Here is a 23,134-nt window from a genome sequence, read left to right as displayed (position 1 = left end):
CACTGAAACACGTATCACTAATAATACGTCAGCGTATAAGTCGCCACCGCGTTAACCTCCCCGGCCTCTACGCGGCGTTGCGTCTGGTAATAACGTGCCAGCAGAGGGATCGCATATTGTCCCTCTGCTGCGGTTCCCATATCCATTTCTTTGTGGAACATTACCGGCGCATTCTGGTAAAGCAGCTGAACCCCAATACCGCGCGCCTGATTATGACGGGCATCGTTTTTTAGCACGCCCTTGTCTTTGATGGATGCGGATTCATTACCCTCCAGGCGCAGCTTCACTCCCACAGCGCTATTGCAGTCGAGCTGTAAAGCAAACGGCATATCACCTGCGGTATCGCCTACTCGCTCAAATTTATTCAGGTTGGTCGGGGGGAGTTGGACCGTGGTAGGCGTGGATGCGCTCAGGGTACAGGCCCCCACTTTGATTTTTCCTTTAATGTCGATGGCTGCCACAGAAGTATCGCCAGCGAACAGAAAATGGTTATCAAGATAATCCAGATTACCAGAAGCCACTGCGGCCGCCGTTTTCACGAGTTCGACTTTTACCCGCAACGTTCCCGTCCGAAAGGAATCATCAGATTGTCCCGCACGGGTGCGAACCCTTGCGGTAAAAGGCACGGTCGTCATCCGTGCCGGAAAACCGCCAAAGCCGCTGATGGCTCGTAACGATATTCTGACGCCCACCCCATTCAGGTTTGTATGGTAAATTTCAGGGGATTGCGCCAGGCCCGACATAAAAGCGTTAAAATCAAAATCACGATCATCAGAATGTCCGTTATTACAGGCTATCCACTGCTCACCGCCATCACTGATCTCATTCCATGAAAACGTCTTGCTGTAGACCGGCGTCCCGGGCAGGGCATTAGCGTGAACCACCATGTTGCCAACGTCCACTCGCAGGGTAGAGGCTTTTCCCTGCGCTAAAAAAGGGGTGCATGCCATGGCCGGTGCGGTATGAAGCAAAACAAGGAATAACCACCCTTTTAACCGGCTGGCGAGGGTTAAGACGCACATGAAAGACTCTGCTGTAAAATAAGAGGTGAAGAAGACGTCAGTACGGGTGATAAATCGTACCGGGCAATACATTGCTGATTAGCGGCGGCTCCCCACTTTGCTTTGAGACGCCCTGCTTTTCGAAGACCCGCTAAATAAACCTGCCCGTCGTTCGCGACAATCCCCTTAGACATATCATTATCAAGGGCTGTTACCTGAGTGCCAAACGGCAGCGGCTGGCTATTTTTTTGTAAAATAAATAACGCTTTATAACCCACACGGGCGCTGAAATACGCCATCACAATGGCATCTTTTGTGGGAACCGCCGTCACCGAACTGTTGGATAAATCAACGTTGGCAGGCAACGCATGGCTATCCAGTGAAACCGTATTGCGATGGTAGGCCGTGGCAAAAGGCAGTACGGCATATCCGGAGGCGTTTGTCCTGATAGTCTTCTGATTTTCCAGCGGCACATCACCCGCACCATTCGCATTCACTAATATCACCGGGCCATCCATTTCCTGAGAGAGCACCAGCCCATGCCGATGCAGCAGCACGCCGCCGCTGGCACCGTAACTGACCCGTTTCATCTGGCTATCTTCGCTAAAGCTGGCATTAAGCGCGCCCTGACTGCCGGTGTATCCCAGCGATACATCACCGCTTTGCCCTTGCTGGCTATCCGTACTTTGCTCCACGGAATAGCTCAGAGAACGGTCGTCCAATAACGCGCCATTAATACCCAGCGTCTGGGTGGCTCCTTTCTTTTGCGATGAGGAGGTGTTGTAGCTGACATAGCTGTCCGGGAGGAATTTCGCCAACGGAATCGAAAGTGACAGTGACAACACTTTGTCGTTATCTTCCTGCTCTGAAGAGTGAGTATCACTGTAACCGAGGGACCATGAGACGCCGTAAAATTCACTGCTGATCCCCATGTTCGCCGTGCGTTGCGCTCCCTGTGTTGACCAGTAGCTGTCCTGATTCAGGCTGAGATATAACGACAAGCTTGAGGCGATTGTCTGGTTTAACGTCACCTGAAGCGTCGATTTTTTGTTCTCCTCATCCGAATCATCGCTGTCATCCCCAGAGACATCTGCCAGTGAAGCATAGCGAGCGTGGGAGTAGCGCCAGGCATTGACCCTGACCAGCGTACCGAGCTGTTCAAGCCCCTTAGTGTATTGCACCTGCCACGCCCGCCCGGCGCCCTGCGCCCTGCGCCTCGCGAGTACTGGCATCCGATGTGGATAATTGCAGCGATAACGCCCCCCATTCCCCCAGTCCTTTCCCCATCCCTAGCGAAAGATTGCGATACTGTTCTGCCGCCTGAAAGCCGCCAAACCCGGTGACCGCGTGGCCAAAGCCGCGCATCAGCGAAAACTGCGTCATCAGCGGCTGACGGGTATTGCCGCTGGCGGCATAGCGCCCGGCGATCAGCGTATATTTCAGATATCCTTCGCGCTGCATCTGGTTTACCGAAGAATAAGGCTGGTAAAAGCGGCGTACCTCACCGCTGGATTCTTTAACCGATACCTCAAGATCGCCGCTGTTAGCCATGGGATAGAGATCGTTGATCACAAAGGCGCCCGGAGTAACATACGTTTGATACAGAACGTAGCCATTTTGCCGAACGGTGACCCGGGCATTACTTTTAGCAATGCCGTGAATGGTGGGCGCAAAGCCTTTTTGGGAGTCAGGCAACATCTCATCATCAGAGGCGAGGCCCACCCCCTGCACCTGTATCGGTTCGAAAACGTCACCAGAGGTAAAGGCATCGCCCAGCGTTAACTCGCTTTTCCAGCGCACAATATCGCGCTCCAGCCAGGTCGCCGAACTGCTCCAGTGCGTTTTTTCATCGCTATTACTGGTCAGACTCCCATCCGAACGCAGGCGCCATGCTCCCAGGTTAGCGCCATTCTTCATCAGCAAATAGTTGTCATTTTCCTTTCCGCCCTGCCGATCCCGCTGGCTGGCTCCGGAATAACGATAGTTAAGCTCAACCGCATTAATCCCCTCGTCCCATTGGGTAACGAGGACATCACCGCGAGCACGTTGGCTCATCAGCGCCTGAGGGATTGAGAGCTCCAGCTTTTGCTGCTGAAAGTCAAATGTGGTTCGACTGTCTGGCAACATCTTCGTCAGGTCGAGACAGGCAGCAGGCTTATCGGTATCCATGTTCTGCGCCAGAACAGCAGGGTTAACACCCGCCTTGCGCAGATCCGCTGAGGTCAGACAGGGAACCAGCGTTCCATGGCTATCATGATGAAACGCGACATCTTTGGGTGATTCGATGCTGACATCATTCACCATCCAGTTGACCAGATAGTGGCCTTCCGGTTGGGCATGGGGAGCGTTGAAACTGCTTAAATCAACCGGAGGTAAATTCTCGTTTTTTTCCAACAGATCCATATTAAACGCTGGCTGCGCCAGAGTTGGCTGGCAATATCCCCAAACCGCTATTAACAGATAGCCATAAGGATACAGGGCGATATTCCAGCGGTTCATGGCAAGCGATTAACGTGCAGCGAGGGAGGCGCTGAAATGCTGAGGCGCGCCAAAATCATCCAGCGTGTTCCAGGAAATATTATGCGCAGGACTTCCTGCAGGAACCGTATAATCCTCATGTCCTCCCGGTGCCAGTATGCTATGGTCAACGGAGGTTTTGACATCCTGGCTGCCAATCGTAAATGACGTTACGGTGACATAATAAGGCGATGGGTTAACAGCCTGGAGCTGATTGCCACTTTTGCTCCAGTGCAGATTTTTGGCTGCTTCCAGCGACGAGCCCGATAAGCCAACAGGACGATAAATCAGCTTCAGTTGATTCTTAATCGCAAACTGCAAGATATTTTCGTTCGACTTGCTTGTATTTTCCGGAATCACCTTGATATTGAGCATAAATAGCGACTCTTTATTTTCGGCAAGATGACCGGAGGTCTGGATCACCCGTAAGGCGTTAGTATTTCCCGGGTCAAGGCGAAACAATGGCGGTGTAACAATGAAGGGGGATTTATTCCGATCCCCAATGTCGCTTACCCAACTTTGGATCAGAACGGGAGCGTCTGAATTCGTGTTCTCAACAGAGATATCAGCTTCATTTTCGCTTGAAAGATAAATTAAACGGGTTCCTCCGATTGAAACCCCGTCCGCCAGTACCGGGGAGGATAATAGTACCAGAACGGATAATAAGATCAGATTTTTCACTTTCATTGAATGCTTCTTTAAGATGCTTACAAAAACAAAAGAGCAGAATTTCTCTGCCCTTTATAAAACACAACTCATTTAATAATAACTATTCGTAATTAATATCAATACTAGCTGTTGCGTTAATATTACCGGCGGTGACATCAACGTCGGAATCACTCTTCAGATCGGCCAGGAAACCAAAAGTAATATCCCCATTCCCATCAGCCTGTTTGGCGGTGGTTTTTACCTGATGATCAAAGGTGAGCTGTGTACCCTGTGTCGAGCCATCATTGCTGGAATACACTTCTATTCCAACGCCTTGCGCCACACCCTCACCTGCGTTCATAGCAAGTACTCCATCAGCTTTGCCGTGGGCGTGGGTATCAGGCGTCCCCTCCAGACCGATGCTGACGTTTTGTGCCGTCGGGCACCCCGTCAGATGGATTTGAAACGGCGTTTGTGCCGTGGTTTGCTCATGTGATTTCAGTGTATCCATGTTAACGCTACCGAAATTCACATCAACATTGCCGGAATTATCGGCGATCTGACAAGTTTCACTAATGATTTTACCGGAAAAATTAACGGTATGAGCGTGAGCCGGGATACCGGTAAAACATAAGGTCAGGATAGCGCCCGAAAATAAAATTTTAGTCTTAGAATTCATTTTTGTAGCCTGTAAAAAGACAGATTAAATTACTGCCAAATAAACAATGCAAATTGCATTCAATTAATGCGTGACAGCTAAGAAGATTCTTAGGCATGCGCAAGTGGCTGAGGAGTATAAAAAATAAAACTGATTGGCAAAATCAACAAGATGTTCTGATTTGTAAACTTTATAGATATTCCGTGTATTGCAACACTAACGCAACAGCAAAATTACAATAATTTCCTCTACGCAGATCAAAGATATATTTTCTGAAGAAGATGGAAAATCAACCAGGTATTAACTAATCCATGGGAAATAGTTTACCAGGAAACTATTTTGCAGTAATCTGTCATTCAGACAGGACGTCTGATGGTTAAGGGTTATACCTGCATGTCGATCGCTCAAGGAGAGAGGAAAATGTCCATGCGTCATATCGCCATTATTGTTGAACTACTCGCATTACTCATTCTGCCCGCAATCAGTCATGCCTCATCATCCGCTAAAATTACTTTTTCCGGACGTGTTTTTATGGTGGGGTGTTTAATCGATCAACAGGGTAAAAGCGTGCAAATGTTATGCGGGAAATCCCCGCATAAGCAACGTATTACTCTCGCGTCACACTCTCCTTCAAATGCTGAATTTGCTTTGCCAGGCAATCGGGGTGAAGCGTACGTCCAGTGGTTAAATAAACAACACACTGAAGCCGATCTGATCGTCCGATATCGCTGAAGGAACGTTTATGAGGGGCGAACGCGGTTAACTATCCACATCCCCGCCAGCATAGCCAAAACAAACAGCAGCCCCTTCCCGACGCCCGCCCCCAACAATATCAGGGACGGCCCGGGACAAATGCCCGCCAGCCCCCAGCCCAGACCAAACAGGATCGCCCCCACCAGCAGCGCGCGGTCTACGGCGTTATTCTTCGGCAGCAGGATGGGCACTCCGCAAAACGCCCTTTCTCTGCCTTTGACCAGCGCAAAACCAACTATCCCCACCGCAATCGCCCCTAGCATCACGAAGGCAAGAGAGGGATCCCAGGCCTGAGAAAGGTCAAGAAACCCCAGCACCTTTTCCGGGTTTGCCATGCCGCTTATCAGCAGACCCACGCCAAAAATCAGGCCACACAGAAATGCGCTAATTATCATTATCAGTCCCCCTAACCCAGCCAGAATCCGGTCAGCGTTGCGGTAGCAATGCCGACAGCCATAAAGGTCAGCGTGGCGGCCAGAGAGCGCTTAGAAAAACGCGACAGGCCGCAGACGCCATGCCCACTGGTACACCCGGAGCCCAGACGCGAGCCGATGCCGACCAGCAAGCCGGCAACAATAATCATCGGCCATGAGGTTGGAACGTTAATGTCCGGTAAGGGGAAAAACAGGGAGAACAGCAGCGGCGAGCCAATCAGACCAGCCAAAAAAGCCATCCGCCACCCTTCTGTTCGGGTCTGTTTCGTCAGCATTCCCACCACAATGCCGCTGATCCCGGCAATGCGCCCGCAAAAGTGAATCAGCAGTATGGCAGCGAGCCCGATTAATACCCCGCCGCCGAGGCTGCTCAGGGGCGTAAAGTGAGAGAAATCAATCGTCATGGTCGACTCCTGCCTGTGGGCAATAGAGGTCATATAAGGTGTTGAGCAGCGTGAAGATCCGCGGATCCTCAATCCGGTAAAAAATCTGTTTGCCTGTGCGCCGGGTCTCCACCAGCTTTAAGCGCCGCAGTACCCCCAGCTGCTGGGACAACGTAGGCTGGTGGATCCCCACCGCCTCTTCAAGTTGCGCAACGCTCGCTTCCCCCTGGCTTAACTGGCACATCAGCAGCAGCCTGTCGGCATTGGACAAACCGCGCAAAATCTCCGCGGCACCCAGCGCCGCCTGTTTCATGGCATCCTGAATATCAGTATCGGTCACTGTAGTCATGGTTTCCACCCATCAATATACATTTTTATATAATGTATTTTAGTATATTATATGCCGGGCCATGCTGCAAAAAAAAACGGCAGGGATCCTGAGATCCCTGCCGTTTGGTTGGGTCAGACTGGGTTAGAACTGATAGCTGATACCGGCCTGTACGCTGGCATCGTTATCCACATCACCCGTACCGAAGTACACTCCGGTGTTAACGGAGAAGTTGTTACCGATGGTGGTATTAATACCCGCCCCGAAGATACCCATTGAGGTGTTATGACCGTCGGTGTTGTGATAATCCGCCGCTTTGATGTCGGTATTATCGCTAAACTCGGTCTGGTAACGGGCATCGGCCCATGGGTAGAGCTCGACGTTCTTGTTGAGATCCGCGAGCTTAGTGGTCACGTGCATACCGACGCTGGTATTCCACTGCGAAACCTGGTTATCGCTGAAGGTCAGCTCTTTGTCAGAGAAGCCTTTCTCCTCTGCTTTATCCCAGCCTAAAGTCGCATATGGCTGGAGGACGGTCTCACCCGGCAGCATCACGTTGACACCGGTACGCAGCTGGGTGGTGTACAGGTTACCATCCGCGGAGCCGCTTAATGCTTCGGTCATGCCGCTGGTGTCCTCTTTGCTGTTTTTCGCCGACATTGAGTAACGCATATCGCCGTAGCTGAAGCTGCCGTCAACGAACATACCCCACAGGTTGTCGTGCAGCGCCTGCTGCCAGCCGGCATAAACGCTGTAGTAGTTGCCATAGACGGTATCGTTGAAGCTGTTAGCGCCGCCGCTGTTGCTCTGGTCGCGGCTGCGGGTCCAGCCCAGCGCCACACCGCCGGTCAGGCTGTCGCCGTTTGTCAGGTGGGTCGTCCAGTCAACGCCGCCCTGCACGCCCTGGGTGATGTCCTGGTAATCAACGTCATCGCTGTAATCCCCATGGTGATAGAGGAAGTCACCCCAGAGTTGCGCCCCATCCGCCGTGTGGCCATACAGATTTTGCAGGTGAACCTGATCCAGGCGGTTTGCCAGATCGTCCGTTATCATGCGACCTGCCTGCTTGGCGGCATCCAGACCGGCAATCGCCCCCTGGACATCGCTGGCCAGTTCACCGCGCGAGCTGTCGAGCAGCACGTTGTAAGCATTCGGTGTGGCAGTCAGCCCGGCACGTTTACTCAGCTGTGCCGCCTGCTCAATGGTCAGGGAATCATTGTAGTTGTAAGCGCCGCTGCGGCTTTCAACCTGCTGTGAACCGTTGCTGAACTGGGCTTCAACGGCATCGGCCGGGTTACCGGTGGTAGAGAATGTCGCGATCTGAACGTTTTTCTGGTTCAGGGTAGACGGGGAAATCTGGGTTACCGTCAGGTTGTTGTTGGCCCCGGTGACGTTACCAAAATCAACAGTGCTGTCGGAGGTCATTGCCACCTGGACATTGCTGCCGGTGGTTTCGGCCACTAAACGGGAGCCATTCTGGATAGTCCAGCCGGTATTGTCGTTTAACTTATCGATGTCGATATTGTTATCCGAGGTGGTGTTGACCGTTTCAAATCCGCTGATCTGGCCGGTGATGGAGCTGCTGGCATCCATCGACAGCTCATCGGTGCCGGTACCCGCATCCACGTTACCGGTGACAGAGGAGTTATTGGCCAGCACGACCGTGTCATCTCCCGCTCCGGTCGTAATATTGCCGTTGACGGTAGCGTTATTCAGATTCACCGTGGTGTTACTTTCATCGGCGGTAATAATGTTGCCGTTCAGGGTGCTGCTGTCGAGGGAGATCTGCGCCGTAGAGGAGCCATTCCCGACAACCGCAACAGAGCCATTTACCGTGGTGCCGTTGGTCAGCGCAATAGTGGATGCCTGCTGACCATAGATACCCATCGCAATTGTTTGCCCCTGAAGCGCCGAGGTAATAGTTGCTGCATCCGCGTTGCCTGCATAGGCCCCTTCGAAATAGCCCTGCAACGTCGCGTTAGTTTCATTTGCCGTCACGGTACTGTTATCAACGCTAATGGTGTTGTTGCTGTTAGTGAAAGCATAAATAGCGCCGTTAACGGTGCTGTTCCCGGCAACATTAATGGTGTTATCCCCGCCGGTCACGGTATAAATAGCGCCGCCAAGGGTACTGCCATTTTCGATATTAATGGTGTTGGTACCCTCATTGGCACCGGAGTCAACAAAAATAGCCGCCCCACCCATATAGGTTTTCGCATGCGATGCCGCACCGTAGATGAGGTTGTCATTCTCTCCTGTCAGCGTGGAATTATTGATATCAATGTTAAAGCTGCCGTTATCACCCGGGTTGTTGTTGCCACCCTCAATCATGTCGGTGGTCGCGCCGTTCTGCAGGGTAATATTTTTGGTACCACCATAATTAGCCTGAATAAACGTCCCGCTCATGTCGGTGCCGTCTACGGTCAGTGACTGAGTATCTTCCTGTTTGTTATCCCACAGATAGATAGCGTCATTGCCGTTGCCGGTGCTGTTGGTATTGGCATCATTGGTGTAAGCGGAGCCATTATCATTAACAGCCCAGGTCTCGGTGCCATTAGGACCATGATAATTCGTACTCTTGAATCCGCAGGTGCTGGTTGGCGCATCGGCTGGAGAGCAGTCTGCTGCTAAGGCATAGCCGGAAAAAGCAGTCAGAGAGAACAGGATGCATTGTGATAACAAGGTACGGCGAGTTTTATAGCGCATTTTTATATCCCTAAGATGATTCTGATAAACAATCGATCGAAGAGATTCTTACGCAATAAAAACCAATTAAGAATAGTCTTGCCGCCTGCTATTTGTAATATTAATTTCACGCGCGCCATTTTAATAAAAATCTAAAACCCAGCGTAATCAGTGTGTTTTTTATATTAATAGATTCATGTAATGAATGGTTCCGATCGCTTATTCAACACCTGACGCCGCCATAGCCCCCCATTTTTATATATCCCCCTTAGTGATTATAAACATGCAAGAACGAGGAACGTCAGAGCGCTAAAAATAATGTTTAGGATACTAACATTTTGTTTCATTGGCGGGAGAAAGATGCAGCTCCCGCCCGAAGGTTATATTTTCAGTTCAGGAACAAGGGCTTTTTTGTCCGACATGCAGGTTTGCCACGCCTTGCCCGGCTCGCCATTATCCAGCACCGAGGAGGTTCGATATTCCACCGTGCGGGTACGCTGGTCAGACGCCACGTACTCTATGGTCGTCCAGCGGGTATTGGCATCCTTCCCTTCAGCGGTGAGTTCGATGGTCTGGTTTTTCACAATTTCGGCGCATTCGCTTGCCGCGGCCTCTACTTTGCGAAACTTTTTCTCTTCGGGGGACGTGCCCTCATTGGACATACACCCGGTAAACAGCACACAGGCGAGAGATAACAGGCTGATTTTTTGCAGCATCACGCAGTCCTTTTGTTAAACAAGCATTAGCTGAAGCGTAGCCTATGCAGCTGCGCTCTTCCTGGCTTTAACGGAGCTGCTTGATGTTGGCATCAATTTGCTTTTGCATGGCACGCCGGGTTGCCGGGGTAATTTTGCCCGGAAGCAGTGCTTCGGCATAAACGGAAAATCCACTGGCGACATCGGCAATGCTCGCAATCAGCCGGTTAACCTGCGTTTCACTGAGATCCGCCTCCTGGGTGCCCAACCACAGCAGATGCTGTTTATTAATATTTAACGCCTCGCCCATAATATCCATCTGGTGGTATCCGCCTGGGCCTTCGTTCCAGGTGACATCAAACGCAGGCGCCAGCGACCACGTCCCTTCGGCAGACATTAAATACGCGAAGTTTTTTGGGTGATCGTCGCGGTTATTGAATATGACGTTAAAGACAACCCGGGCAAAGGCGCGCGCTTTCTCTCGCACATCGTTGGTACAGAACTGCGTGGCGCGCATAAAGGTGGCGTAATCCAGCGAGCCCGGCGCCCGATAATCCGCTCCGGTAAATGCCGCCAGGCTTTGCATCGGTACACGCATCCCGGCTTGCCGATCGAAGCGCTTGCTGGCAAACGCCGCATAGCCGCCCGGCAGATCAAAATATTCTGTTTGCGGGGTATCAATGCCGCACTCCCGCAGGCACTGGGCATAAACCATCTCAATGGCGCACACTTCGGCAGGCTCATCCCTGGCAGGAAACTTGATCAGCCAGGGTTCATAGCCCATTACGGGGATCGTGGTGAATCTCCCGGTGACAGTGTCACGATAGAGCAAGGCTTTAGGCCTTGCCCCCTGCGGGGAGCCCCCCATCTGCAGCAGCCGGTGTAAAAATGCCCCGCCTTCGCCTTCCAGCACCTCCCTTACCTCTTCTGCAAGCTGCGTCAGGGGAATATCGTTCTGTGGCGCGGCAAGATCGGTCTGAACAGGCACAAAAGACATCGCCCCCATCGCATTACTGCCAATGTAGGTCAGTCTTTCAAGGGGGCCGACACGGGCCGTACTCAGGCCACGCTGCCTGAACAAGCGATCCATCAGCAGCATACCCCAGCCGTCAGGCAGGGAGTCATAGACCGGGCCAGGCAAACCTAACTGGTGAGCGGGAAAATTTTGTCGCAGCTTGTCACCCTTAAGAGGAAGACTAAACGCAGATAATTCAAAACCTTTTTCCAGCGTATTCGAAGAAGATCAGCGGCCGCCCGGTCAGTGCGGTGGTGGTCGCCAGCGTTCCCCACAACCAGCGTTCACCCCAGCCCTCGTAATAAACCTCTACGCGATCAGGCATCATGACTCCTTTTCCTTATGCGCTGGCGGGACGCGCTGGCTTCGAAGCGCTGAAGATCGTCCAGGCTCTCGAGCTGCGGCTGAAACAGGTTCTCCAGCTCAGGGGTAAGACCCAGCACCATCGCCACACGAACCACAACTTCAAAGCCGACGTTGCGCCCCGCCTCCAGATTTGAAACCGTATTCACCCCCACGCCAGCCCGTTGCGCCAGTTCGGTCTGGGTAAACTGACGGCGAATGCGCTCCTGGCGTAATCGCTCGCACAGCAACTTAACGATCTCATCAGGCTTTTTGAAGTTTAAATCCATTATTTTGTACCTTAATCGCGATTTTTGGCGTTAACACACAATATTATAGAGTTACTCTCATCGTTACGCTATCAGCCATAAATCACAAAATAAGAGAATTAACGCGAAGAATCAGGATTAAACAACATAATGCTGGAGTTAAGCTTGTCAGGCTTTCACAACCGAAACCCCCTGCTGACTCACCGCATCCACCCAGCGGCTGTCGGTATCCGGTTCAACCACCAGGGTGTTGATCAGCGAAAGCTCGCCGATCGTGAAGGACGATGCAGTATTAATTTTTTCCGGCGAGGCCAGCACCACCGTTTCTGCGGCTCTGCCGGAAAATGCCCGTTTGATGCACGCTTCTTCATAATCTCCCGTGGTTAACCCGGCCTCAGGGTGGATCCCGGTCACTCCCATGAAAAACAGATCGGCATGGATATGCGCAATGCCTTCAATAGCCGCGGCGCCGACCGTGACAACCGAGTGGCGGAACAGGCGTCCGCCGATCAGGATCACCTCTACCCGGGGATAGTCCACCAGCGCCAGGGCAATGCCCGGGCTGTGGGTGACCGCCGTGAAAGGCAGATCCGCAGGCAGGCAGCGCACCAGCTCGGCGGTGGTGGTTCCGCCGTCGATAATCACCACCTGGCCGGGCGAGATAAGTTCGACGCCCTTCTTCGCCACCCGCTTTTTCGCCTCGATGCCCAGATGGCTCCGCTCGGCAAAACTGGAGACCGCCTTTGATGCCGGCAACGCGCCGCCGTGTACCCGCTGTAAACGCCCCTCGGCGGCCAGCTCGCGCAAATCCCGACGAATGGTGTCTTCCGACACGTCAAATTCCAGGCTGAGGGTTTTGGATAACACTTGCCCCTCGGAACTCAGTTTTTCGAGGATCAGCTGTTTGCGTTGACGAGTGAGCATGTGACGGTCCTGAGGTTGCATGTTTGATCTTGATATTGCACGAATGTGCGGTTTATGATGCCCACTCTACGTAAACAGGAGGCACCGTGCAATCAAATCGTGCAGAAGTACGCATTCTCGATAGCCAGACGTTGTCAGATGACTGGTACACACTCAAAAAATACACCTTCGATGTGCGCCGCCGTAACGGGGAGTGGCAGCGCCAGAACCGTGAAGCCTATGATCGGGGGAACGGCGCCACGATCCTGCTCTACAACCGTGAGAAACGAACGGTGATCCTCACCCGTCAGTTTCGTTTTCCGGTGTACATCAACGGTCACGACGGCTATCTGATTGAAGCCGCTGCCGGGCTGCTCGATAACATGGCGCCGGAAAAGCGCATCAAGGCCGAAGCGGAAGAAGAGACCGGGTATCAAATTGACCATGTGGAGAAAGTCTTTGAGGCCTTTATGAGCCCCGGTTCGGTCACCGAGAAACTCTACTTTTACATCGCGGAGTATCGCCCTGGCGATCGCACCGGCGAGGGCGGCGGCATTGAGGCCGAAGGTGAAGATATTGAAGTGCTGGAGTGGCCCATAGAACAGGCGTTGCAGGCCATTGATAACGGCCTGATTGTCGATGGCAAAACCATTATGCTGCTGTATCACGTTGCCCTGAAGGGGATCTTCTAGCTTAATCGCGCCGACAGAAACGGATTTCTGTCATCCCGCAAACCGCATCATCTACACTTCTGAAAAGAGCAAACCGGAGATGCCTGCATGACCGACTGGAACCCCGCCCTGTATCTGCAATACGGCGCTGAACGCACCCGCCCCGCCTTAGAACTCCTTTCCCGCATTGCGCTTGACGAGGTCACCGATGTCGTCGATCTGGGCTGCGGGCCGGGCAACAGCACGGCGCTTCTCCAGCAGCGCTGGCCCTCGGCGCGCATCACCGGAGTTGATACCTCGCCCGCGATGCTGGTGGAGGCCAGAGCCGCGCTGCCGGGCTGCCGGTTTATAGAGGCCGATATTCGCCACTATCGCCCGGAACAGGCTCTGAGCGTGATCTACGCCAACGCCTCGTTGCAGTGGGTTGATAACCATTACGACCTGCTGCCGCATCTGGTTTCACTGCTGAAGCTGCACGGTGTGCTGGCGATCCAGATGCCGGATAACGATCTGGAGCCGACGCACGTGCTGATGCGGGAGGTGGCCTTTGAACAGGATTATCCGGATCGCGGCCGCGCGGCCCTGGCGGGCGTCCATGCGTATTACGATATTCTGACCGAGGCGGGATGCGAGGTGGACATCTGGCGCACCACCTATTTTCATCAGATGAGTTCGCACCAGGCGATTATTGACTGGGTGAGCGCTACCGGTCTGCGGCCCTGGCTGCGGGATCTGAACGAGAGCGAGCAACAGCGCTATCTGCATCGCTATCATCAGCTGCTGGAAGAGCAGTATCCGCTGCAGGAAAACGGGCAGATACTGCTGGCCTTCCCGCGCCTGTTTATCATTGCCAGACGCGAACCCTGATTACGCCTTCGCCTCTTTCAGCAGCTGCTGGATCACCTGCTCCTGCTTGTCGTTATTCCCCTCCCCGAAAGAGGCGTAGCGCAGCTGGCCTTTGGCATCGAAGAAGTAGTGCGCCGGCCAGTAACGATTGCCGAAGGCCGTCCAGATCTTGTAGTTGTTGTCAGTCACCACCCGGTACGGCAGTTGCCATTTGTTGATGGCCTGCTGCACCGACGCCAGCGGTTTTTCCCACGCATATTCCGGGGTATGGACGCCAATCACCACCAGTCCCTGGGCCTGATATTTATTGGCCCATTCGCGAACGTGCGGCAGCGTATGCTGACAGTTGATGCAGTCCCAGGTCCAGAAGTCGATCAGCACTACCTTACCTTTTAACGACGCCGGGCTGACCGGCTCGCCGTTCAGCCATCCGGTTCCGCCCTCCAGCGACGGCATAGCGCTAGTGGTGACGGGCTGCGCCACCGGCTGAAGCCTGGGCTGAGGGGAGCTTTCCGGCACCAGCTGCAACAGCGTTTTCTCCAGCCGGTCGGCTACGCCGTTTGCCCCCTGAAAGACGCTGTTCAGACCGAACGCGGTAAACGCCACTGACATCAGCATCGCAACCCCCGCCGCTTTTCGCAGCCCGTCCATCAGCCCAGACTGGGTTTTCAGACGCGCAATCAGCGCCTGCCCGCTAAAGCCGAGCAGCGCGAGCATGACGGCGCAGCCGCTGCCGTACGCTGCCAGCAGGCTACCGGTAGCAATCGGGTTATGGCCTGCGAGACTCAGGCTGAGAATGGCCCCCAGCACCGGCCCGGCGCACGGCGACCACAGCAGCCCGACCGCCAGCCCGGCGAGCACTGCCGAGGCGATGCCCCGGGTGCGGGTGCTCCGGGTATTGATCGCATTGCCCAGGCGTAATGCGGGCCCGGCAATGCGCTGCGCAAAGGGCGGGAAGATCAGGGCCAGCGCGGCGAGGCTCAACAACGCCAGCGCAATCCAGCGTCCGACAATCGTAGCGCTGACCACCCAGTCGCTGGCGACGGCGATCAGGCTGGCGACCAGGGTAAACATGATCACCATCCCAAACAGCATGGCGATAAGCTGGCGCTTCTGGCCGCGAAAACCGGCGAACAGCAGCGGGATGACGGGAAGCGTACAGGGGCTGAGCAGGCTGACCATCCCACCTAAAAATGCGATTAAAAGAAACATAACACACCTCACTAAAGCGGTTGGCTGCGACTATTGCAGTGAGGCTATTACAGCGTGGGGAGGTATCTGGCATGTGTGGGCAATTGGGGGTTTTGTCAGGTGGTGTATTCGTTTAGCGCCGGGATACAGTGCGGTACAAATGGCGGGTTGAGTGCGGCCTGACTGCCCGGCGGCGCTACGCTTGCCGGGCCTACAAGGGCAAAGCAAGGGTTTTGTAGGCCGGGTAAGGCGCAGCCGCCACCCGGCAATTCACATCACCGGCAAGGTAATCCGTGCGCAAAGCCCGCCCTCGGGGCGGTTCGCCAGCTGTAACTGGCCGTCAAGCTGGGCGGTCAGCTGGGCGGCAATCGCCAGCCCCAGCCCCGTACCGCCGGTTTCCCGGTTGCGGGAGGATTCCACGCGGTAGAACGGCTGCAACACCGCCGCCAGCTCGTCTCCGGGAATACCCGGGCCGTTATCCTCTACGGCGATCAACACCGTTTTGTCGCGCACCGTCAGCGTCACCTCTGCGGCATCGCCAAACTTCAGGGCATTATCCAGCAGATTGGTCAGGATACGGTGCAGCGCCTGCGGACGGGTAGCAAAAGGCAAGGCGGTGCGGGCGGCAGTAAACTGCACGTTTTTACCGGTATCGGTGTAATCGCAGATCAGGGTATCGATAAAGTTATAGAGATCGACGTTGCGCACCGGCTCGGGCGAAACCCCGGATGAACGGGCGTAGTCGATCCCCTCCCGCACCAGCCGGGTCATGCTGTCCAGATCCTGGGTCAGTTTGTCGCGCAGCTCGGGCTGGTCGGCCATCTCCACCCGCAGCCGCATCCGGGTGATGGGCGTCTGTAAATCATGGGAGATGGCGGCGAGGATCTGCGCCCTCTCCTTCAGCGAGGTCTGGATACGGGTCTGCATGGCGTTAAAGGCGCGGGCTGCATGCTGCACCTCCAGCGGGCCTTGCTCGGTGAGCGTCAGCGGATTGGGGCTGGCGGGCTCAAGGGTATCGACTGCCCGGGTAAAGCGGGTAAAGGGACGCACCACCTGGCGCACCGCCAGCCAGGCGCAGATCGCCACCAGCAGCAGCTGAATAACAAACACCACCGGCAACCAGCGGGCCACCGGCGGCATCCGGGGGGTGAGATCCAGCGTCAGCGGCGAGCCGTCGCCCAGGGTCAGGTGCGCCTGAATATGCGAAACCGGCCCCGGCACCGCCGTGAAGCGCAGCGGATACCGGGTCTCCAGGCTCTCTGTAATCGTGCGGACCGCATCCCGGGAACGGGCGTCTGCGGGTGGAGCGCCCGGCTCACCCGGGCCCAGCACATAGTGATAGTTATCCCGGTCAAGACGCGGAAGCCACTGCGCCCGCTCACTGGCGGGCAGCCGGTCAAGAATCGCCACGCTGGTGGAGACATCGTCCTGCAGATTACCCAGCATCACGTTACGCACGCTGCTCATGCGCTCGGCCATCACCAGCGCCAGGCTCAGGCCGTTGGCAAGCAGCAAACCCAGCAGGACGATCAGCAGCAGACGATAATGCAGCGAACGCGGCCAAAGCCTCATTCTCTGACCTCAAGAATGCTCACCGGCATCGAAAAGACATAGCCTTCACTGCGCACTGTTTTTATATACCGTGGTGAGCGTACATCCTCATTCAGACGCTGTCGCACGCGGCTGACCAGCAGATCGATGGAGCGTTCGAACAGCTCCGCATCCCGGCCCTGGGTAAAATTCAGCAGCTGATCGCGGGTTAATACGCGCTGGGGATGATCGACAAACACCCGCAGCAAACGGTACTCCGCCCCGCTCAGCGCCACGATGGTGCCGGTGGCATCCAGCAGATGACGGGCGCTCGTGTCGAGCTGCCAGTCGCCGAAGGCGATGATCCGTCCGGCTTCGGTCACCTGCAGGTTGGGCGGCAGCGTGCGAAAGCGGCGCAGTATCGCTTTGATCCGCGCCAATAGCTCGCGCGCCACAAAGGGTTTGACCACATAATCGTCGGCCCCCATCTCCAGACCCAGAATGCGATCCATGTCGTCGTGGCGCGCGGTCAACATCAGTATCGGCAGATCTTTATGTTGCCCGCTGCGCAGCTGGCGGCACAGGGTGAGTCCGTCGTCGCCGGGCATCATGATATCCAGCACCACCAGATCGACCGCCTGTTTATCGAGTACGGCACGCATCTCTTTGCCGTTAGCGGCGCCGGTGGCGCGATAGCCCGACTTCAGCAGATAATCGACGACCAGCTCGCGAATATCCCGGTCGTCATCGACGACAAGTATGTGATCGGTTGTCTCCACCCTAAGCTCCTGTTTATCAGCAATTCGCCAAAAATAGCATAGTTGGCTTACAACCGATCCGCATCCACCACCGCCTTGACGAAATCCTGCGGATCTTCCTGCGCCGGATTGTGGCCGATGTTGCCGGTAAAGGTGCGATGCTGATATTTGCCGGTGAATTTCGCGGCATAGGCTTCAGGAGCCGGGTGCGGCGCACCGTTATTGTCGCCTTCGATGGTAATGGTCGGCACGCTGATGGTCGGGCCAGCCGCCAGCTTTTGTTCATAGCTGTCGTAGCGGCGTTCCCCTTTTTCCAGCCCCAGACGCCAGCGGTAGTTGCTGATGGTGACCGCCACGTGATCCGGGTTATCCAGCGCTTTGGCGCTGACGTTAAAAGTGGCGTCGCTGAATTTCCAGCCTGGCGAGGCCAGAGTCCAGATCAGTTTCGCGAAGTCATGGGTGTTGGCGGCATAGCCCTTTTCACCGCGCTCGGTGGCGAAATAGAACTGATACCACCACTGTAACTCGGCCTGCGGCGGCAGCGGTTTTTCCCCTGCCTTCTGATTGCCAATCAGATACCCGCTCACCGAAACCAGCGATTTCACGCGCTCCGGCCACAGTGCCGCCACGATATCCGCCGTTCTGGCCCCCCAGTCGTAACCGGCGAAGACCGCACGTTTGATTTTCAGCGCATCCATCAGGTTAATGACGTCTTTCGCCATGGCCGCTGGCTGACCGTTGCGCGGCGTGCCCGGCGACAGAAAATGCGTCGTCCCGAACCCGCGGTTGTACGGCACAATCACCCGGTAGCCTTTTGCCGCAAGCTGAGGGGCAACCTGGGCATAGCTTTGAATGTCGTACGGCCAGCCGTGAAGCAGGATCACCGGTTCGCCGTTTTTCGGCCCGATATCGACATAGCCAATATTCAGATCGCCCGCGTCAATCTGGCGGATCTGGTTAAAAGCGGCGGCATAATCCGTGCCCGCCGCTTCGGCCTGACAGGCGGAAACGGTCGCGAAAGAGAGGGTCAGCGCCAGGGTTGAATAAGCCAGTTTGTTCATCATGGTGGTATCTCCGGGTCAGTAGAATTTACCCGCTTATCTCACCACCCTGATGTATGCCGAATATGTACAAAGTCGTCCGTTTTGCAAGGTACTGTATCGCGTTCCGGCGCGGATACACTGTGATACAAACGCCTACGTCAGCTGGTAATATTTGTCCGGCAGTTTGCGCGCCGGGATCTCCTGCTCATCGTTCATCTGCAGCAGATCAATCTCCATCGCGTTGCAGATGGCATCCAGCGGTAAATCGTTATTTTCGGTGCCGAAGGGCTCTTCCAGCTCTTCCGCCAGGGTATCCAGCGAGATAAAGGTGTAGGAGATCAGCACCGACACGAACGGCGTCATGTAGTGCAGATCGCTGACCAGCGCAAACGGCAGCATGATGCAGAACAGGTAGACGGTGCGGTGCAGGATCAGGGTGTAGGCAAAAGGCACCGGGGTGTTGGCGATACGCTCGCAGCCGGCCAGCACGGTCGACATATCATTCAGACGAATATTCAGGCTGTGAAACAGGATATCCGACAGCTCCCCTTTCCGGCGTCTTACCGCCAGCCATTCGCCCATGATCAGCAGAATGCGGTTAGCAGGCGAGCTGGAATCCATCGCCACGCGCAGGTTTTCCTCGGAAAGATACGCCGAAAGCTGGTCGGCCTGGGGCTGTCTGCGCAGGGTCATGCGCAGACAATGGGCAAACGCAATCTGCAGGCGGACAAACTCGCCAAGCGCGGGGTCGTCCGGCAGCGTGTTTTTGACTTCGCGGAACAGCGAGCGCGACGCAATCATCAGCTGGCCCCACAGCTGTCGCGCTTCGACATAGCGTGCGTAGCAGGCGTTATTGCGGAACCCAAGGAAGATCGCGATGGCGACCCCGAGAATACTGAACGGCGCTACCGTCAGACGAATGCCCAGCGAGGTGTACCAGGGCAGCATCAGGATCACGACGATAGAGAGCAAAAAGTTTAGAAACAGGCGGGAAAAGATTTTGGTCAGCACGGAACCGTGCCAGACAAAAATCAGACGCAACCAGTGCTGTTGAGGTCGAACAATCATAGTCAGCTTCATCGGGAAAAAAGAGCGGTGACTATTAAACGTGATCGTCGTCACGGTTGCAAGTATGTTAAAAAATGATGACGTTATTGCGAGGCCAAAGGCAGACCGCACGGTGTTGAGGAGGAGGTAACAGGATTAACTTAAAGTATGTTGTAACTAACATGAGTGAGGAGTCAATAACGGTGCGGTGTTTTTCCCCTCACCCTGAGGATGAGGGGAAGTTCAGCGGATTAGCAGAGCGGTTTTACCGCTTCACGCATCCCTTTCTGCAGAATAGCATCCAGATCCTGCGTAACCTGATCCACCAGGCCAGTAACCTGAGTCAGATCCTGCTCCCAGTGTTCGCTGACGCTCAGTACCGCGCTCACCAGTTCGCGGGTTGTGATCTGTCGATCGTGATGCTGGGTCCACAGCTGCTGGAAGCGGGTGATCCAGTGGGCATCGTCCTGCACCGGGTAGCTTTCACCGTTACGTTCCGCACGGTAGAAGGCAATCAGCGCCGCCAGGGCAAACGTCAGACGCGCCGGGAGTTTGCCGCTGGCCTGCTGCCCTGCCAGAAGCTGCGGCAGAATACGCGTGCGGTACTTGGTCATGCCGTTGAGCGCAATCGACAGCAGCTGATGTTTGATATACGGGTTGCGGAAGCGGCCCGTGACTGCACTGGCGAAGGAGGCCAGCTCATCACGCGGCAGATCGAGCACCGGAATAATCTCTTCATGGATGGCTTTTTCGACAAAGGCGCAGATCCCGGTATCGTTCATCGCCTCACCCACGGTATCCAGCCCGGCCTGGAAGGCCACCGGCACCAGGGCGGTATGCGCGCCGTTGAGGATCGCCACTTTACGCTCTTTGTACGGTTTGATGTCATCAACAATCAGCACGTTCAGTGCCAGTTTGTCGAGACGCAGCTCTTGCGCCAGCGATTTTGGCCCCTGGATCACAAACAGGTAGAAGTGTTCGGCGGTATCGAGGAAGGCATCATGATAGCCGAGAGAGGCTTCAAGCTGGGCCACTTCATCACGCGGATAACCGGTGACGATACGATCAACCAGGGTTGAGCAGAAGCTGTTAGCGTCGTTCAGCCACTGGGTAAAGGCCGCAGGCAGCGCCCACTCCCGGGCATAGCGCAGCACCAGCTCGCGCAGGGCGTCACCGTTATAGTCAATCAGTTCGCAGGGGACGATCACCCAACCTTTATCGACAGCACCGTTAAAATGGCTGAAACGCTCGAACAGCAGACGCGTCAGTTTCGCCGGATAGCTGACCGCAGGCGCATCCTCGAACTTATCCCCGGCGTGATAGCTGATGCCCGCTTCCGTGGTGTTGGAGAAGACAAAGCGCATCTCCGGGTTGTGGGCCAGCTTCAGGAATTCATCGTACTGGTCGTAAACGCTGATTTCGCGGTTCACCGAGCGGATCAGACGCGCGTCGCTCACCGCTTCGCCCTGCTCGTTCAGGCCACGGATGATGGTGGTGTAGAGGCCGTCCTGAGTGCTCAGTGAAGGCGGGAAATCGCTTTTGATTGGGCGGACAATCGCAATACCGGCGTTCAGGTCGGTATGTTCATTGAGCAGGTCAATCTGCCAGTCAATAAACGCGCGCAGGAAGTTGCCCTCACCAAACTGGATGATACGTTCAGGATAGAGAGCACCGGGGAAATCACGACGGTTCAGTGTGTTCACAATGGGGTCCTTGTAATGATTAGTCATACAGCCTGATAAGATTGGTACGATAACTTATCAAAACTTAACGACCACGAACCCCTGTTTTGATCAAATACGGTGTGAATTGTGACAGGATTTATAAGAATTTGTAGAACACCGAGGTGGCCGTCATCTCACCGTCCGGCATCAGGGCATAGCGCGGGATCTCCCCCACTTTCTGCCAGCCCGTCCGCTGATAGAAGGTCTCCGCCCCGCTGCCGGTTGACGTGTCCAGCACCAGCACCGTTTTACCTTTATCGCGGGCCACGTTTTCCAGGGCCTGCATCAATCGTCCGGCATCGCCGTTGCGGCGTGCGTTCTGGTGAACCAGCAGTTTGGCAACGTCCGCCCGGTGCGGCTGGTTGTCGGGCTGATCGGTGATAAGCTGCACGGTGCCGGTAAGTTCGCCCTCTGTGTTAGTCGACACCAGCACGGTACGTTCACCCCGCCCGACGCTGTCGGCTACGCCGCGCCAGAACGCGCCAGCCTGCTCATGGCTGTAAGGCAACATAAAGCTTACCGACGCGCCGCCGGTCACACAGCTGTGCAGGATCTCCGCTAACCGGGGAAGGTGCGCGAGAATATCGTCACGGGAAAAGATCTGAATAGCGGGTGATGTCATCATTATTCTCCTTTTTATCAACGGCATCACCATGCGCTTTACATTTTCGTAACACAAGAGCGACTGTCAGAGGATTTTCTTATCTCAGCAGCCGGTACCGCGCTGCTGTTTCATGGAGTACATCATCTCATCGGCGGTCTTCAGCCAGCCCTCCAGATCGTCGCGATCGTGGTTGAACTCGCTCACTCCCCAGGAGAATGAAAGCGACCACGGATATTCGGCGTGCTCATTCCACACCGCAGCCTGTTCGGTGAGAAACTGCATGGCGACCCATGCGCCCTTTTCGTCGCTGTTGGCAAAGAGGATCGCGAACTCATCTCCACCGTAACGCGCCAGCACGTCGGCTTCGCGGAAGGTGGAACTCAGCAGACTTGACATTGCCTTCAGGGCGTTATCGCCGTCGGCGCGGCCAAAGCGAGCGTTGATCTGTTTAAAACGGTCGAGATCCAGCCAGGCGAGGGTCAGCGGCTCTGCCCGTCGGCGCGCGGCGCGAATGGCGTAGGTGGCGAGGTGATGAAACCCCCGGCGGTTATACAGCCCGGTCAGGTCGTCGATGATGCTGGCGCAGATCGCGGCGAACTCCACCTCAACCAGCGCAGCCAGATCGGCCAGCGCCTCGACGTCAGAAGCTGAGAACTGCCGCGGCTGATGATCGATAATGCACAGCGACCCCACCGTGGCACCATTGGGCAGGTGCAGCGGATAACCGGCATAAAAGCGGACAGGATCGTCGTCGGTAGCCAGTGGATTATCGGCAAAACGCGCATCGTCCAGGGTGTCGGGTACCACCAGCGGCGTGTCACTGAGCACGGTATGGCCACAAAAGGAGAGATTTCGCGGCAGGTTCGTCGCGTCCACGCCATCTGCGGATTTGACCACCACCACATGCTCGTCAACCAGATTAATCATCGCCACCGGCACGGCAAACAGGCGTTTTGCCAGCCGGGTCAGCCGATCATAGGACGGGTGATTTTCGATCTCCAGCAGCCCGGATTCGCGCAAGGCGCTGAGACGCTCCACTTCATTGTTGGGTCGTGAGGGTGATTTCATACGGGGCTCCGGACGTCAGGC

Annotated in this window: 23 protein-coding genes and 1 pseudogene; 3 read left to right on the top strand and 21 right to left on the bottom strand. The window is 55.3% G+C overall.

Annotated features, from left to right (window positions below; genetic code table 11):
• Positions 1-17 precede the first annotated feature (17 nt).
• From LRS40_RS19050 to LRS40_RS19030, 5 genes are all read right to left on the bottom strand, one after another.
• Complete coding sequence (locus LRS40_RS19050; protein ID WP_185902354.1) at positions 18-1,022, bottom strand: fimbrial protein; 1,005 nt, start codon at positions 1,020-1,022, stop codon at positions 18-20.
• Positions 1,010-2,182: a fimbria/pilus outer membrane usher protein gene (locus LRS40_RS24700; RefSeq protein WP_255673247.1), complete on the bottom strand. Its 1,173-nt coding sequence runs from the start codon at positions 2,180-2,182 to the stop codon at positions 1,010-1,012. Before LRS40_RS24700 ends, LRS40_RS19050 begins: the two co-directional genes overlap by 13 nt.
• Positions 2,169-3,404: a fimbria/pilus outer membrane usher protein gene (locus LRS40_RS24695; protein ID WP_255673246.1), complete on the bottom strand. Its 1,236-nt coding sequence runs from the start codon at positions 3,402-3,404 to the stop codon at positions 2,169-2,171. The genes LRS40_RS24700 and LRS40_RS24695 overlap by 14 nt, the downstream gene beginning before the upstream one ends.
• 105 nt (positions 3,405-3,509) lie before the next feature.
• Positions 3,510-4,205 (bottom strand): molecular chaperone, encoded by a 696-nt coding sequence (locus LRS40_RS19035; protein ID WP_231312369.1) that lies wholly within the window; start codon positions 4,203-4,205, stop codon positions 3,510-3,512.
• Positions 4,206-4,287: 82 nt separating this feature from the next.
• Entirely contained in the window at positions 4,288-4,845 is a 558-nt protein-coding gene (locus LRS40_RS19030) for a fimbrial protein (RefSeq protein WP_231312368.1), read from the bottom strand.
• A 405-nt stretch (positions 4,846-5,250) separates the two neighbouring features.
• Between LRS40_RS19030 and LRS40_RS19025 the strand changes: the two genes are divergently transcribed.
• Entirely contained in the window at positions 5,251-5,556 is a 306-nt protein-coding gene (locus LRS40_RS19025; RefSeq protein ID WP_231312367.1) for a hypothetical protein, read from the top strand.
• 8 nt (positions 5,557-5,564) lie between these two features.
• On the opposite strand, the gene LRS40_RS19020 is transcribed toward LRS40_RS19025, so the two are convergent.
• The 8 genes and pseudogenes from LRS40_RS19020 to LRS40_RS18985 form a co-directional block, all read right to left on the bottom strand.
• Positions 5,565-5,975 carry a DUF6691 family protein gene (locus LRS40_RS19020; RefSeq protein WP_231313916.1) on the bottom strand — a complete coding sequence of 137 codons (411 nt, stop codon included), beginning with the start codon at positions 5,973-5,975 and terminating at the stop codon, positions 5,565-5,567.
• A gap of 8 nt (positions 5,976-5,983) precedes the next feature.
• Complete coding sequence (locus LRS40_RS19015) at positions 5,984-6,415, bottom strand: YeeE/YedE family protein (RefSeq protein WP_231312366.1); 432 nt, start codon at positions 6,413-6,415, stop codon at positions 5,984-5,986.
• A complete protein-coding gene (locus LRS40_RS19010) occupies positions 6,405-6,743 on the bottom strand; it encodes a metalloregulator ArsR/SmtB family transcription factor (RefSeq protein ID WP_142489423.1) in 339 nt (112 codons plus the stop codon). Before LRS40_RS19010 ends, LRS40_RS19015 begins: the two co-directional genes overlap by 11 nt.
• Before the next feature lie 123 nt (positions 6,744-6,866).
• Positions 6,867-9,428, bottom strand: coding sequence for an autotransporter outer membrane beta-barrel domain-containing protein (locus LRS40_RS19005; RefSeq protein ID WP_231312365.1), 2,562 nt, complete (start codon positions 9,426-9,428; stop codon positions 6,867-6,869).
• Between the two features lie 359 nt (positions 9,429-9,787).
• On the bottom strand, positions 9,788-10,123 hold the full coding sequence (locus LRS40_RS19000; protein WP_142489421.1) for a hypothetical protein: 336 nt from the start codon (positions 10,121-10,123) through the stop codon (positions 9,788-9,790).
• 67 nt (positions 10,124-10,190) lie between these two features.
• Positions 10,191-11,442: pseudogene (locus LRS40_RS18995) on the bottom strand (type II toxin-antitoxin system HipA family toxin).
• Positions 11,435-11,749 carry a helix-turn-helix transcriptional regulator gene (locus LRS40_RS18990; protein ID WP_350224634.1) on the bottom strand — a complete coding sequence of 105 codons (315 nt, stop codon included), beginning with the start codon at positions 11,747-11,749 and terminating at the stop codon, positions 11,435-11,437. Before LRS40_RS18990 ends, LRS40_RS18995 begins: the two are co-directional and overlap by 8 nt.
• A 147-nt stretch (positions 11,750-11,896) precedes the next feature.
• Entirely contained in the window at positions 11,897-12,652 is a 756-nt protein-coding gene (locus LRS40_RS18985; protein ID WP_156263740.1) for a DeoR/GlpR family DNA-binding transcription regulator, read from the bottom strand.
• Positions 12,653-12,738: 86 nt separating this feature from the next.
• Between LRS40_RS18985 and LRS40_RS18980 the strand changes: the two genes are divergently transcribed.
• Together LRS40_RS18980 and tam are read left to right on the top strand one after the other, a co-directional pair.
• Positions 12,739-13,323 carry an NUDIX domain-containing protein gene (locus LRS40_RS18980; RefSeq protein WP_231312364.1) on the top strand — a complete coding sequence of 195 codons (585 nt, stop codon included), beginning with the start codon at positions 12,739-12,741 and terminating at the stop codon, positions 13,321-13,323.
• Between the two features lie 87 nt (positions 13,324-13,410).
• Positions 13,411-14,169, top strand: a complete 759-nt coding sequence (tam, locus tag LRS40_RS18975) for a trans-aconitate 2-methyltransferase (protein ID WP_231312363.1) — start codon at positions 13,411-13,413, stop codon at positions 14,167-14,169.
• Here the strand turns inward: tam and LRS40_RS18970 are convergent, their stop codons facing one another.
• The 8 genes from LRS40_RS18970 to LRS40_RS18935 form a co-directional block, all read right to left on the bottom strand.
• Positions 14,170-15,360 carry a cytochrome c biogenesis protein/redoxin gene (locus LRS40_RS18970; protein ID WP_231312362.1) on the bottom strand — a complete coding sequence of 397 codons (1,191 nt, stop codon included), beginning with the start codon at positions 15,358-15,360 and terminating at the stop codon, positions 14,170-14,172.
• 249 nt (positions 15,361-15,609) lie between these two features.
• Complete coding sequence (locus LRS40_RS18965) at positions 15,610-16,911, bottom strand: ATP-binding protein (protein ID WP_231312361.1); 1,302 nt, start codon at positions 16,909-16,911, stop codon at positions 15,610-15,612.
• Positions 16,908-17,648, bottom strand: coding sequence for a response regulator (locus LRS40_RS18960; RefSeq protein ID WP_231312360.1), 741 nt, complete (start codon positions 17,646-17,648; stop codon positions 16,908-16,910). Before LRS40_RS18960 ends, LRS40_RS18965 begins: the two co-directional genes overlap by 4 nt.
• A gap of 47 nt (positions 17,649-17,695) precedes the next feature.
• Positions 17,696-18,691 (bottom strand): alpha/beta fold hydrolase, encoded by a 996-nt coding sequence (locus LRS40_RS18955; protein WP_231312359.1) that lies wholly within the window; start codon positions 18,689-18,691, stop codon positions 17,696-17,698.
• Between the two features lie 132 nt (positions 18,692-18,823).
• Complete coding sequence (locus LRS40_RS18950) at positions 18,824-19,738, bottom strand: bestrophin family protein (protein ID WP_231312358.1); 915 nt, start codon at positions 19,736-19,738, stop codon at positions 18,824-18,826.
• 230 nt (positions 19,739-19,968) lie between these two features.
• Positions 19,969-21,420 carry a tagaturonate reductase gene (locus tag LRS40_RS18945; protein WP_231312357.1) on the bottom strand — a complete coding sequence of 484 codons (1,452 nt, stop codon included), beginning with the start codon at positions 21,418-21,420 and terminating at the stop codon, positions 19,969-19,971.
• A gap of 118 nt (positions 21,421-21,538) precedes the next feature.
• A complete protein-coding gene (locus tag LRS40_RS18940) occupies positions 21,539-22,066 on the bottom strand; it encodes a GNAT family N-acetyltransferase (RefSeq protein WP_231312356.1) in 528 nt (175 codons plus the stop codon).
• Positions 22,067-22,147: 81 nt separating this feature from the next.
• Entirely contained in the window at positions 22,148-23,113 is a 966-nt protein-coding gene (locus LRS40_RS18935) for a sensor domain-containing diguanylate cyclase (RefSeq protein WP_231312355.1), read from the bottom strand.
• Positions 23,114-23,134 lie beyond the last annotated feature (21 nt).

Source organism: Leclercia sp. G3L, assembly GCF_021117075.1.
Lineage (GTDB): Bacteria > Pseudomonadota > Gammaproteobacteria > Enterobacterales > Enterobacteriaceae > Enterobacter > Enterobacter adecarboxylatus_C.
Note: the sequence above shows the minus strand (reverse complement) of the source record. Positions and strands in the feature narration are given on the sequence as shown.

Bases quoted from the DNA above. Each gene is read 5' to 3' on its own strand.
- LRS40_RS19015 (WP_231312366.1), bottom strand. From the start codon at position 6,415: ATGACGATTGATTTCTCTCACTTTACGCCCCTGAGCAGCCTCGGCGGC.
- LRS40_RS18965 (WP_231312361.1), bottom strand. From the start codon at position 16,911: ATGAGGCTTTGGCCGCGTTCGCTGCATTATCGTCTGCTGCTGATCGTC.
- LRS40_RS18935 (WP_231312355.1), bottom strand. From the start codon at position 23,113: ATGAAATCACCCTCACGACCCAACAATGAAGTGGAGCGTCTCAGCGCC.
- LRS40_RS19050 (WP_185902354.1), bottom strand. From the start codon at position 1,022: ATGTGCGTCTTAACCCTCGCCAGCCGGTTAAAAGGGTGGTTATTCCTT.
- LRS40_RS19035 (WP_231312369.1), bottom strand. From the start codon at position 4,205: ATGAAAGTGAAAAATCTGATCTTATTATCCGTTCTGGTACTATTATCC.
- LRS40_RS18970 (WP_231312362.1), bottom strand. From the start codon at position 15,360: ATGTTTCTTTTAATCGCATTTTTAGGTGGGATGGTCAGCCTGCTCAGC.
- LRS40_RS18950 (WP_231312358.1), bottom strand. From the start codon at position 19,738: ATGATTGTTCGACCTCAACAGCACTGGTTGCGTCTGATTTTTGTCTGG.
- LRS40_RS18985 (WP_156263740.1), bottom strand. From the start codon at position 12,652: ATGCTCACTCGTCAACGCAAACAGCTGATCCTCGAAAAACTGAGTTCC.
- LRS40_RS19005 (WP_231312365.1), bottom strand. From the start codon at position 9,428: ATGCGCTATAAAACTCGCCGTACCTTGTTATCACAATGCATCCTGTTC.
- LRS40_RS19000 (WP_142489421.1), bottom strand. From the start codon at position 10,123: ATGCTGCAAAAAATCAGCCTGTTATCTCTCGCCTGTGTGCTGTTTACC.
- LRS40_RS24695 (WP_255673246.1), bottom strand. From the start codon at position 3,404: ATGGATCTGTTGGAAAAAAACGAGAATTTACCTCCGGTTGATTTAAGC.
- LRS40_RS19030 (WP_231312368.1), bottom strand. From the start codon at position 4,845: ATGAATTCTAAGACTAAAATTTTATTTTCGGGCGCTATCCTGACCTTA.
- LRS40_RS18990 (WP_350224634.1), bottom strand. From the start codon at position 11,749: ATGGATTTAAACTTCAAAAAGCCTGATGAGATCGTTAAGTTGCTGTGC.
- LRS40_RS18940 (WP_231312356.1), bottom strand. From the start codon at position 22,066: ATGATGACATCACCCGCTATTCAGATCTTTTCCCGTGACGATATTCTC.
- LRS40_RS19010 (WP_142489423.1), bottom strand. From the start codon at position 6,743: ATGACTACAGTGACCGATACTGATATTCAGGATGCCATGAAACAGGCG.
- tam (WP_231312363.1), top strand. From the start codon at position 13,411: ATGACCGACTGGAACCCCGCCCTGTATCTGCAATACGGCGCTGAACGC.
- LRS40_RS18955 (WP_231312359.1), bottom strand. From the start codon at position 18,691: ATGATGAACAAACTGGCTTATTCAACCCTGGCGCTGACCCTCTCTTTC.
- LRS40_RS19025 (WP_231312367.1), top strand. From the start codon at position 5,251: ATGCGTCATATCGCCATTATTGTTGAACTACTCGCATTACTCATTCTG.